This is a genomic window from Dehalococcoidales bacterium (assembly GCA_030698765.1).
Taxonomy (GTDB): Bacteria; Chloroflexota; Dehalococcoidia; order Dehalococcoidales; family UBA2162; genus JAUYMF01.
Genome location: JAUYMF010000122.1, coordinates 1 through 11,344 on the forward strand (window position 1 = coordinate 1; position 11,344 = coordinate 11,344).

The 11,344-nt window shown below is 51.5% G+C and carries 11 protein-coding genes and 1 tRNA gene; 2 read left to right on the forward strand and 10 right to left on the reverse strand.

The window, feature by feature from the left end; all coding sequences use genetic code 11:
• On the forward strand, window positions 1-1,490 hold a 1,490-nt coding region (locus tag Q8Q07_06030), incomplete at its 5' end, for a cobyric acid synthase (protein MDP3879845.1).
• A gap of 42 nt (window positions 1,491-1,532) precedes the next feature.
• Here Q8Q07_06030 and Q8Q07_06035 read toward each other — a convergent pair.
• Window positions 1,533-1,607 (reverse strand) — tRNA-Gly (locus tag Q8Q07_06035).
• Between the two features lie 159 nt (window positions 1,608-1,766).
• Between Q8Q07_06035 and Q8Q07_06040 the strand changes: the two genes are divergently transcribed.
• On the forward strand, window positions 1,767-1,907 hold the full coding sequence (locus Q8Q07_06040; GenBank protein MDP3879846.1) for a DUF5679 domain-containing protein: 141 nt from the start codon (window positions 1,767-1,769) through the stop codon (window positions 1,905-1,907).
• A gap of 246 nt (window positions 1,908-2,153) precedes the next feature.
• Here Q8Q07_06040 and Q8Q07_06045 read toward each other — a convergent pair whose 3' ends face one another.
• From Q8Q07_06045 to Q8Q07_06085, 9 genes are all read right to left on the reverse strand, one after another.
• Window positions 2,154-3,380 (reverse strand): hypothetical protein, encoded by a 1,227-nt coding sequence (locus tag Q8Q07_06045; protein MDP3879847.1) that lies wholly within the window; start codon window positions 3,378-3,380, stop codon window positions 2,154-2,156.
• A gap of 91 nt (window positions 3,381-3,471) precedes the next feature.
• Window positions 3,472-4,119 carry a thymidylate synthase gene (locus Q8Q07_06050; GenBank protein ID MDP3879848.1) on the reverse strand — a complete coding sequence of 216 codons (648 nt, stop codon included), beginning with the start codon at window positions 4,117-4,119 and terminating at the stop codon, window positions 3,472-3,474.
• 21 nt (window positions 4,120-4,140) lie between these two features.
• Window positions 4,141-4,842 carry a hypothetical protein gene (locus Q8Q07_06055; GenBank protein MDP3879849.1) on the reverse strand — a complete coding sequence of 234 codons (702 nt, stop codon included), beginning with the start codon at window positions 4,840-4,842 and terminating at the stop codon, window positions 4,141-4,143.
• Entirely contained in the window at window positions 4,842-5,228 is a 387-nt protein-coding gene (locus Q8Q07_06060; protein ID MDP3879850.1) for a hypothetical protein, read from the reverse strand. The genes Q8Q07_06055 and Q8Q07_06060 overlap by 1 nt, the downstream gene beginning before the upstream one ends.
• Window positions 5,229-5,234: 6 nt before the next feature.
• On the reverse strand, window positions 5,235-5,825 hold the full coding sequence (locus tag Q8Q07_06065; GenBank protein ID MDP3879851.1) for a hypothetical protein: 591 nt from the start codon (window positions 5,823-5,825) through the stop codon (window positions 5,235-5,237).
• 355 nt (window positions 5,826-6,180) lie between these two features.
• A complete protein-coding gene (locus Q8Q07_06070; GenBank protein ID MDP3879852.1) occupies window positions 6,181-7,995 on the reverse strand; it encodes an ABC transporter ATP-binding protein in 1,815 nt (604 codons plus the stop codon).
• Between the two features lie 287 nt (window positions 7,996-8,282).
• On the reverse strand, window positions 8,283-10,010 hold the full coding sequence (locus Q8Q07_06075) for an ABC transporter ATP-binding protein (protein ID MDP3879853.1): 1,728 nt from the start codon (window positions 10,008-10,010) through the stop codon (window positions 8,283-8,285).
• 76 nt (window positions 10,011-10,086) lie between these two features.
• Window positions 10,087-10,494 (reverse strand): PadR family transcriptional regulator, encoded by a 408-nt coding sequence (locus Q8Q07_06080; protein ID MDP3879854.1) that lies wholly within the window; start codon window positions 10,492-10,494, stop codon window positions 10,087-10,089.
• Window positions 10,495-10,870: 376 nt separating this feature from the next.
• On the reverse strand, window positions 10,871-11,344 hold a 474-nt coding region (locus Q8Q07_06085; protein ID MDP3879855.1), incomplete at its 5' end, for a hypothetical protein.

Genomic DNA, 11,344 nt, shown 5'->3' on the forward strand with positions numbered 1-11,344 from the left:
CGGCTTCCAATGTCGGCAAGAGCGTGCTGGCGACGGCTCTTTGCCGCATTTTCAGGGACGATGGTTTCAGTGTAGCCCCTTTCAAGGCCCAGAACATGTCTCTGAATTCCTTTGTCACCCCTGATGGCGGGGAGATTGGTAGAGCCCAGGCGGCGCAAGCGGAAGCCGCCGGTATTGCCCCTTCGGTGGAGATGAACCCCGTCCTGCTCAAGCCGGAAGGTAATAGCCGTTCTCAGGTGGTGGTAAATGGTAAGCCCTGGAAGTCCACCACCGCCTCAAAATACTATAACCTGAAATCCGAATTATGGCCGGTGGTGACTCAGGCGCTGGATAAACTCCGTTCCCGGTACCAGATTGTGGTTATCGAAGGCGCGGGCAGTCCGGCGGAAATAAACCTGGCCAAAGATGAGATAGTGAACATGCGCCTGGCGAAGTACTGCCAGTCTCCGGTATTGCTGGTAGGAGATATTGACTGTGGCGGCGTCTTCGCTTCACTGCTGGGTACTCTGTGGCTCCTTCCCCCGGAAGAACTGGGACTGGTCAAGGGCCTGGTGATAAACAAGTTCCGGGGAGACCTGACGCTGCTTGAGCCTGGAATAAGATTTCTGGAAGAGAAGTCCGGTCTCCCTGTAACCGGGGTGATACCCTACTTCCGTGATATTTCCGTGGCCCCGGAGGATTCGGTAGCTCTTGAGCAGTCCCGACCCGTGCAAGCGACTTTCCAGGTAGATATCGCTGTCATCAGAATGCCTCATATCTCCAACTTTGATGATTTCGACCCTCTGGCTAAAGAGAATGGTATCAGGTTAAGGTACGTAAATTCGGTGAAAGACTTGGGCAACCCGGACCTGATTATTCTGCCGGGCAGCAAGACTACGGTTGCTGACCTGGACTGGCTGAGAGAAAACGGGCTGGCTGCCCGCATAACCGAGCTTTACCGGCAGGGGGCCTTTGTCATCGGTATCTGCGGAGGCTATCAGATGCTGGGGCGGTATATTGACGACCCCGACCAGGTAGAGTCAACGGTCCTTCGGCGGCAGGGCCTGGGGCTTCTACCCATAACCACCACCTTTTTGCCGACTAAAGAGACCCACCAGGTAAAGGGTGAAGTGGTGTCACACCGGGGACTGCTCGCCGGTACCCGGGGTATCACCTTTGAGGGTTACGAGATTCATATGGGCAGGACGGAAGGTGACGAAGACGGAAGCGTCTTCTGTCTCCGCCAGCGTTCGGGTAAACCCTGTGAGATACCGGATGGATACCTGGATTCCGGCGGGCAGGTGCTGGGTACATATATTCACGGATTGTTCGGCAACGAAGAGCTGAGGCGGGCTATACTGAGTCAAATCGTCGGAGCCAAAGGACAGCGTCTCAGCTTCAGTAATGACGGGGAGCCGAAACGGGATGAGTACAATAAGCTTGCTGATCTGGTACGCAGCAGTCTTGATATGGACACTATATATAACATCGCCGGACTGAAAAAGGATTAGTAAGTCGGCGGTTCCCGTTGTCGAGCAGAATTTTAGATTACCTGGAGCGGGTGAAGGGATTCGAACCCTCGACGTCTTGCTTGGGAAGCAAGCACTCTACCGCTGAGTTACACCCGCTGATTTCAGGTGAATTCTACGCAAAAACCCGTGAGAAGTCAACTGAAAGAAACGGTTTATCTTCTTTCACGAGTAAAAAATGGCTAAAATTTGTTCGTGCCTATTGACATTACACTCAGGAATAGTTTATCCTGTCTTATCACTCAAAGGAGGTGGACTATGCAAGCCTATTGTGTAAAGTGTCGTGCGAAAAGGGAAATGAAAGACGCCAAGAGCATAACCATGAAAAATGGTAAACCAGCAACTCAGGGTGTATGCCCTACCTGTGGCACGAAGATGTTCCGTATCGGGAAGAGCTAATACCACTACGGCAGCTTTCTTCGTTCTACCCGGGACTTAGTGTTTGTTGTGTTTCGGCCTGATCCAGATAAGTTACTCAGGGAGACCGGACTTTGATTGTAGAGCCTGGGTAGAGGGGTATTAAAGTTCTGTCAGGACAAGCTGTTAGCTTTTGGCTTGAGGATATAACTTAATATTTGGAGATTTGAAAGGGTACGGGTTGCGTCTATCGGGCGTAACCCGTACCTGATTCAGTCTGGCGCTTCATCACTGTGCTGTTTGTTGCAGGCTGTCTTTCAGCTTCTGGCGGCTGGTCAAGGCCGCTGCCGTATTGAGAAAATCCTTCAGTGAGGCGCTCTGGCTTCTTAATTGCCGTAACTCGAGTCCAATTGGGCTGATTGAGGTCGGGCTGTCACCGTAAGCGCCGTGAAAAGCGAAGTAAGCCTGGTTTAGCTTCCTGATGTGATAGCCCAATGAAGACAGGTATTGCCGTTTTTGTTCCATGAAATCCTCAGCCTGTTCAACTTCTCCCCGCGATAGATAATCATCAACAGTTTTTCTTATTTCTCTCATCTCGAGGTTAAAATCAGAATTTATCTCCGCTACCGGCTTCCGGCCAGCGTCCTGTTCATATTCCGAGTAGTATTTCTGATAGACGATGGCGCCAATCTCTTTACTGACCATACCGGCGGTGGTCTCGTTCATGATGGCAATCTCGTAATTTGGGGACAGGCCGGTTAAATCGAGAAGATAGAGAAATCCCAGTGGTTTGAAGGCGAGATATTGATGCAGCCACTCCTCGGCCACCGCTTCCAGGGTGAACCGTAAGCCGGCATCACTGGTAACCAGGGTAGGGTAGGTTACTCCCAGACCGCCAATCCCCATCACCAGCGAGGAGATCTCCAGTTCATCAGCCCTGGCTTCAATATTCTCTATCTCTTCCAGGGTGAGGCCCGGCTTGAGGGTAATTTCTCGAATCGACTCTATCCGCTCCCTGGGTGAAATGACCAGCAGATACGGCAGTTCCTCAAGCTTAAAGTTCACCGGCGGGAAGGTAAACTCCGCTGCCGTTACCGGGTTGAAGATGCCTTGCCCGGCCATAGCTTCCGCTATCTGCCGCTCTATTATTCTTTCCACGCCGTCCTTAAGAGCTTCTTTCCGTGCCTGCAGAGCGTTTAGTTCGACTTCAAGCGAGCTCGCATCGTGCTCTGCGTTACCGGTACTGGTGGCGTCTATGGCTGCTTTTAACGCCTTAATGCGCCCGGTAGCGGAGAAGTATTCGGTAATCATCTCTATTTCCCGGCCGGTATTCTCCGGACTCTCGGGAGTGTTTTGACTTAATTCACGGATGAGCGCCATTGACTGCCACTGGGCAAGGCTGAAGACGTCCGGTTTTACGATTGAATCCAGGCGGGTATCAAAGTCCCGGCCTGGAGCACAACCGCCCGCCAGCAAAAAGACCACTATCAGTCCAACAAATATCTTCAGTTTCATTTTACATTCAGATGATGAAGTAGAGAATGAAGTAGAGAAGGAAGGCAGGGTGATTTCACACCTCGAATTAACGGATTGTTTTCTGTCGGTTTCAGCTTATCCGCGCCGTAGCCCTGGCCAGGTCCCAGGAATACTCGTAAAGATGCAGCCCTTTACTTGAGGCGATCAGTTCTCCGTCCTTAACTCCTATTTCACTGGCCATGTATTCCTTGAGCAGCTGGATAGCGGCCAGGTTTGAGGGAAAGCCTGCCCACAGGTCCCAGGAGCGGAAATAGACCAGGAAATGCAGCTTACCCTCGTTAACCCTGGTGTCTATCGCTCTCAAGCAGGGAGGGTCGGTAAGGTATATTGATTGCTCATTACCCACGGCCATAAACGCCTGGTTGGTATTATAGCCGTCCTCCCGGTACATCTTGATTACCTCGGCAATCTGTTTTTCCAGGTACTGCCCGTAGGTATACTGTTCCCCTTCGGCTCTGTGGGCGGTCATCAGGTACGGCAAATAACTTTCGATGTAGTCCATAGAAGTGGGGCAGGGTATCCCCGGTGGGACATCAGGGATTAAGGGTCTGCTCCCCGGGTTTCTAATCTGGACAACGATAAAGTCAAGCTCCTTACGGCGCTGACCGCTATAGCTTCCCCGTTCAATCCGGTATTCACGCCCTTCAGTCAGGGTTTTGCCGAGACAGAGAAACCATGCCTCGGAGAGGTCTCTGGCGTCAATTACCGAAATTTTCATAACCTGAACTCCTGGTCAATGTTATCTCTTCCGGAAAAGGTTGAAGAACCTGTCCTGGTATTCCTCGAAAAGGCCCCAGCGGTCAAGCTCATCCTTTAACTCAACGGGCTCACGACCACCCCCGGTAACCATCTTGAAGAGTTCTTCAATCCTTAACCTGGCATCAGCCGGGATACCGGCTGAATCTACTTTAAGCAGCCCCCGGCTGCTCATTTGCCGCAGATTGTCCTCAACCGAGCTTCCGGTCACTTCACAGATGAACTTCATCAGCGATACGTCCCAGAGTTCATCTTCACCCTTGATGATTGCCGCCAGAGGGTCACCCCGTTTATCAATATCGGCGTTTATCCTGTCCACCACCGCCCGCCAGTCATCAGAGATGATATTGAGTCCTTCAGGCTCATTTTTGTAGCTGTATAACAGCCCGGCAGGGGCTGCCCCGTGTTCCGTGATTAGTGCTTCAAGGTAGCTTCTGGCTTCCGTGCTGAACCCCTCAAGATTGAAGAGGTAGTGAGGTGTCACGATCTTGGGTCTTTCCGCAATCACCCTGCCTTCTCTGACGACGGTCTCGGTGACATCTTCTATCAGCTCAGAGTAGGCCGGTTCCGTAACTATATAGTACCGGATAATAGTCGTGCCAAAGGTATACAGGCTCTGCTTTGGCGCTCTTAATATCTCGGTGTGCTTGACGGCGTATTTAATCCTTTCGTCATAAGTACTCATTAATCAACCTTTTTCAAGCTTCCTTTGAGAACCCGTTGATAAGTTGCCGGATTGAGATACTTGCCGATTTTCCTCTTCAGCCGGGAAACGTTGACCGGCATAATCGGCTTCTTCTGGCTGTTCTTACAGTATTTTGCCTCGTGCTCCGGGTCAAGGGATACGTCTACCTTCCGGCCATTAATCTCGGTGTAAACATGGAACTTAATGATGCGCAGGTTGTGCCAATTCCTCACCGGCACCATTGACAGGCAGCAGATTAAATCAACCCTCTCGCCCAGTTCCTCCGCCCTGGCTCTTATCTTCAACGATTTGTGGATGCAGTTATTGCGGAACAGGGAATAAGGCTCACGGTATACTTTATCAATAAAGTCTGTTAATTCATTCATCACGGTTTACTGTATCGCCGCCAGCTCTTTTTTATATTCATTAAGGTGGTTGAGATATTGTGAGTCCAGTCGTGTCAGGACGGCACGCCACTGCTGTTGAAACTGGGGCTGTTTTTCCACATCGATTTTAGCTCCGAGAAATGAGCCCGGTTGCTGCTGCATTGCCTGCCGGATTTTGGCTTCAAAATCAGCCTTCAGCGATGCGTAGGCTTGTTTGCGTTGCCCTTCACCCTGTTCGGCATAGTGGTTGAATATGTTCCTTATCCCGCTAAACACATTCTCCATGCCCCCTTTATTATTCTTCAGCATCTTCAGCCCATCCATAGCCCTCTTGTTGGTCTTTTTAGCCACCTCGTTCCTGGGCAGACCGATATTTCTGATCAGTACCTCAGCGGCGCCCTCAATAACGTACTTTCTCGTTTTGTCAGGGTATCGGCCAAGCTCAGCTAAAAGGTTGCAGTCTTCCTTGAGATACCTGGCGCCCAGTTGTTCTCCTTCAGGGACATATTTCCACCTCAGGCGTTCCTCTTCAGAGGCATCGCCGAGTTTCTCTACTTTCTCCATGGCAATCTCAAAGGCGCTCTTGATATCACCCATGAAAGTCCTCCGCTGGTTCCATGATACTTAAACTACCCTGTATTAATTATACTATACGGACAGAAATGCTTAAAGAGAGGAGTAAGAGTGTTTTCCTTGGTTTTGGTTGGTACTGTCATTGCGAGACCCTTCCGCCGCAGGCGGAAGGCTTCAGCCCGAGTTCAGCGTTCGACTGAGCTCACGCCGAAGTCCCGAGGGCGAAGCAATCTCTTTCTTCTTTCTGTCTGGAGATTGCCACGTCGCTCCGCTCCTCGCAATGACACGGGGAAAACCAAATGCGAGCATAACCAATACGGTAAAGCCCAGAGATAATCCTTGGCTGCGGTCGTCGCTTTAATACGGGTTTATGCAGTTATCAGTCTGCGGTGCTCAGTGCCTTGAACATGTTAGCGTAAAGGCCCTCTTTGGCCAGTAGCTCCCGGTGAGAGCCCATCTCGGTGATTCTGCCCCGTTCCAGGACGATAATACGGTCGGCATTGGTTACAGTGGACAACCGGTGGGCGATTACGAGGCAGGTACGTCCCTGCATCAGGCGGCGGAAGGATTCCTGCATCAGACGCTCGGCATTGGTATCGACACTGGAAGTGGCTTCATCCAGTATAATAATGGGAGGGTCGGCCAGTACTGCCCGCGCCAGGCAGACAAACTGGCGTTGCCCGGCGCTGAGATTACCACCCCTCTCCCCGACCAGAGTGTCATAACCGTGCTTGAGGTGGGTGATGAAGCTGTGGGCGCCCACGGTTTTAGCGGCATTGATAACTTCGTCATGAGTGGCCTCCATGCGCCCGTATTTGATATTGTCCTCGATACTGCCGGAGAACAGAAAAGGGTCCTGGGGTACGATGCCAATCTGCTGTCTTAATGATTGCTGGGTGACGGCATTGACGTTGTAGCCGTCTATGGTCACATCCCCTTTTTCGGCTTCATAGAAACGGAGGACAAGGTTCATCAGGCTGCTTTTACCGGCCCCGGTCCGCCCGGCAATGGCTACCATCTCACCGGGTTTGACGGCTAAGTCAATATCATGGAGCACCTCGATGCCGGGCTGATAGCTGAAGCTGACTCCCTGGAAACGGACTTCCCCTTTTACCGGCGGCATCACCATTGCCCGGGGGTTATCTTCAATTTCAGGTTTGACGTCAAGCAGTTCGAAGATACGCGCTCCGGAAGCCATGGAGCGCTGCAGTTCGGTATACTGCGTCGTTAGTTCCAGTATCGGGTCAAAGAAGCGCTGGATGTAGAGCAAAAACCCGATGATAATCTCGGCGCCCATCGTTCCGTCCAGCACCTGGTAGCCGCCGAAAACAAGGATCAGGCTGAAGGCAATGGCCGTCAGTACCTGCACGGCAGGCATCATCAGTGCTTCGAGTCTGGCGGCATCAACGTTGGCATCAAGGTGTGCCCTGTTTACATTGTCAAACCGCTCAAAGTTTACGCCCTCACGGGAGAGGCTCTGGGTGACCCGTACCCCGGATATGCCTTCTTGAAGCTGAGCATTGACGGTGGCAATCGCCTGTCTCACCCTGATGAAAGCGCGGCGGGCGTACTTCTGCCAGATAAGGGTAACTATGGCCAGCGCCGGTACTACGGTAAGGGTGAGGAGGGCGAGGCGTGCGTTCAGCAGAATCATGATGACGGCAATCCCCACCAGGGTCAGGGCGCTGGTTATGATATTGAGGACGCCATTGGTGACCAGTTCCTGTAGCTGCTGCACGTCATTCTGCACGCGGGACATCAGTTTACCCACCTGGTTACGGTCGAAGAAGCTCAGTGAGAGCTTTTGCAGGTGGTCAAACATCTCCGTGCGCATTCTCAAGAGGATTGATTCCCCGGCATAGGACAAAAACAGGGTCTGCATATATTGACCTGCCCAGGCGAGTAGAGTCGCACCGATAAAGAGGATAACGATGATGTTGAGTCCGGCCAGGTCTTTGGTCTGTATAAAACGGCCGGTAGCAATGACGATAAGGTAGGGCGTCGCCAGTTGCGCCAGGGTACGCAGCAGCATGCCGCCGGCTCCCAGAGCCAGCCATGTCTTGACCGGGCGCAGGTACCGGTACATCCGGCCTACTATCCGGCTGTCATATACCTTGCCCAGCATTTCATCTTCGTCAAAAGCGCCGTGGAGGTGGAATCCGCCACCGTAACCACCCCCGCCACCGTGATACATACTTTTTACTCCTTATGTCCGGCTCTTTTCCCCAGAGCGTATGTAAAATACAGGATTAAACCAAGGGGGAATATGAATATCACTAAGAGAACAAATATGACAGAGGCAAAATCTGATATCCCTCTTTTGCGTGCGTCTCGTAAAATTAAATATGACACTGCAGCAATGATAAAATAATATCGAAGCTATAAGTATGAATTCGTATGGCCCAATGCGCCCCAACAAGTGATTATTACTCCTTCTTCAAACCAACTCAGCCAATCTATTGTATTACAGGCTTAATCAGACTACTGGACCGATGCCAGCTGGGATTGATAAGTCTGCTGATAAATGCCATTCCTGGCCATAAGCTCGCCGTGTTTTCCATGTTCCACTATCTGCCCGTCCTGGAGCACCAGGATCAGGTCAGCGTTCTTGATGATGGGCAGGCGGTGGGTAATGACAAAGGTGGTCCGTCCCTTAATGAGCTTATCCAGGGCACGGCGGATAAGGCGTTCCGTCTCCGCATCCACACTGGAAGTGGAGTCATCAAGGATAAGGATACCCGGATTTATCAGCAGGGTACGGGCGATAGCCAGGCGCTGTTTTTCACCCCCGGAGAGTGTGATGCCTCTTTCTCCCACCCAGGTCTCATAGCCGTCAGGAAGGGTTGTGATGAAATCGTGCAGGTAAGCAGCTTTGGCGGCCGCCTCTATTTGTGCCGTATCGGCTTTTACCAGACCGTAGGCGATGTTATCCCTGATGGTCGCTGAAAATAGAAAGACGTCCTGCTGTACTATGCCCACGTTACGGCGTAGTGAGGCTAAAGTCAGGTCACGGATGTCAACGCCGTCAATGGTAATTCGGCCGCTGCTGACGTCATAGAACCGGGGAATAAGATGGGCGATGCTGCTCTTCCCGCTGCCTGAACCTCCGAGCAAGGCGACCAGCTCTCCCGGCTGCACGCTGAAGCTGATGTTTTCCAGTGCCGGGCCCGCCGAATCATAGCTGAAACTGACATTCTCAAAGGAGACCTGTCCTCTGACCGTATTTAACTCGATGGCATTTGGTCTTTCCTGTACGGCTGATTCGGTGTCCAGTATTTCCAGGATGCGCTGTCCGGCTGAAATAGTGCGTGAGAGCATGTTAGCCATGAAACCCAGACGACGGATGGGCATTAACAGCATACCCAGGTAAAGGATAAACTGGGTGAGGTCACCTAAGGTCAGGTTACCGGCGACCACCTGACGTCCGCCGTACCAGAGGACAAGGGCTGTGGGCAGGGTCATCAGAAATACCATCAGAGGCATATTGAAAGCCATCTGACGGGTAGCGTTAATTTCCTCATCGTAGAGAATGGTTGCCCCGGCGGCGAACTTCTGGCTCTCTTCTGCCTGGTGAGAGAAAGCTTTGACGATTCTGACTCCGGTCAGGTTCTCTTCCAGTATAGTACCCAGTTCCCCCATCAGTTGTTGAATTTTAAGCCAGATAGGGCGCAGACGGTTACTGACGACGGTGGCGCGCCAGCCCACCGCGGGGGCGAAGGCCAGAGTTAGCAGCCCCAGCTTCCAGTCCAGTGATATCAGGATGAAAGCGATACCGATAAAAAGCAATAGCGTCTGGATGATACCCAGCAGGCCCCTGCCGAAGAACCGGCGTATTGCTTCAACATCAGCGGTGGCGCGTGACATCAGTTGTCCCGTCTGGCTCTGATCGTGATAGGCAAAGCTCAATCGCTGTAGCCGGTCATAAAGGGCGTTTCTGATATCGTAGGCGGTTCTCTGGGAGACAACCTCACTGAAATAGGTGTTGCCGTAGGCGGAAAGACCTCTTAAGATACTGGCGCCAATAACAATGGCGGCGGCCAGGACAAGGAAACTGCGTTGCCCTGAGCTGAGCACAGTGTCAATGCCGTCGCCAAGCATACGGGGTATAACCAGACTGAAGGCGGTGGTGGCTACCAGGCAAATAAAAGCCAGCAGCAATAATCCCCAGTATTTTTGGGCAAAGCCCATTAGTCTTAGCAGGATTCTCACTTCACATCACGTCCGACTGTTCTTGAAGAATTCTGTTTCTCTTCGCAGTCCCCTTTGCCCGGGGTCTGCTGTTAGTTTAACGCTGGTCTTTCAGGATGTCTTCATAGGCGCCGGAAAGGACCTTCCGGATACGCCGCAGCGTTTCGGCGTCTACCTCACGGGCTTTACTGCTGACCAGCTTGGCCAGCCGGTCAAATTCACGCATTGTCTCGCCGATGTCTTCGGTGTTTTCCTGGTTCCACCAGTTCCTGACATGGCTCTCTATTTTTTCTTCGAGTTCACCCTGCTCGTCAAGGGACTGGCGGCCCTCATCGGTGATGGTGTAGATTTTTTTGCCGTCCTGTTCCGTAGCCGTGACGTGCCCCATTTCCTCAAGCATTTGCAGCGTAGGGTAGACGATGCCCGGACTCGGCACATAGAAACCGTGAAAGCGTTTTTCCAGCGCCCGGATAATTTCGTAGCCATAGCCGGGCTTATCTTTCAGGTAGTGCAGGATGATGTACTTGAAAAAGCCTCTGCGGAATGGTCTTTCCGGTCGTGGCCCGGAAAAAAAAATTATGCCGGTTAAACATGATTACCACCTCGGCGGCAGGTGCATACCCGATATATCAGATTATATCTTAAGATAACCGGGCAGAATTGTCAATATGTACCCTGAGTAACCTTTTATCATGTGATGATGCGGATTAATAATAACACAACCCCCTGCCTTGATAACATAGCTTCAAAACAGGGGGTAATTATTGCTTTGGTAGAGCAAGCTGTACAATAGACAGAACCTTCTGTCTAATATTTGACCTTCTTGCGTAGATAGCTAGAACTGAGACGTAACTTTGAGATAATAGTATCGTCGCCACAAGTTATTTGATATGCCGAAGTCCAGCCGCCACTACCTGCAACATGATTACACTTCCCTTAAGACAGCCATACCAGAGGGCGGTTGCTAAGAGGGCTATAACTCCGCCGAATATAAAGAGCACCGCAACGAAACCGGCAACCACTGCTAAAGCTGACAGGAATGGCTCTACGCTACCAGCCAAAAATATGGAGGTAACAAGTGATACGGTAATAATTAGTAACCAACAGATAACAACGTACCGCCAGCGTGCTTTAAGAAAACGAGTGCGAAAGGACTTATCGACAACTATCATTGCTAAGCTAAAAGTTGCTAGTACGAGGAGAAAGCCACGAGTCATCGGCAACTGCATCATCTCATAAAGTTTGTAAGGCCCAATCCACCATGCCATGTAGCCTAACGTTATTATTCCTCCCGCGCCAACCCATGTGAAAAGAATACGGCGAGCCCAAACACGATGTTGCTGTGAGAGAAGTAT

Bases quoted from the DNA above. Each gene is read 5' to 3' on its own strand.
- Q8Q07_06040 (MDP3879846.1), top strand. From the start codon at position 1,767: ATGCAAGCCTATTGTGTAAAGTGTCGTGCGAAAAGGGAAATGAAAGAC.
- Q8Q07_06045 (MDP3879847.1), bottom strand. From the start codon at position 3,380: ATGAAACTGAAGATATTTGTTGGACTGATAGTGGTCTTTTTGCTGGCG.
- Q8Q07_06050 (MDP3879848.1), bottom strand. From the start codon at position 4,119: ATGAAAATTTCGGTAATTGACGCCAGAGACCTCTCCGAGGCATGGTTT.
- Q8Q07_06055 (MDP3879849.1), bottom strand. From the start codon at position 4,842: ATGAGTACTTATGACGAAAGGATTAAATACGCCGTCAAGCACACCGAG.
- Q8Q07_06060 (MDP3879850.1), bottom strand. From the start codon at position 5,228: ATGAATGAATTAACAGACTTTATTGATAAAGTATACCGTGAGCCTTAT.
- Q8Q07_06065 (MDP3879851.1), bottom strand. From the start codon at position 5,825: ATGGGTGATATCAAGAGCGCCTTTGAGATTGCCATGGAGAAAGTAGAG.
- Q8Q07_06070 (MDP3879852.1), bottom strand. From the start codon at position 7,995: ATGTATCACGGTGGCGGGGGTGGTTACGGTGGCGGATTCCACCTCCAC.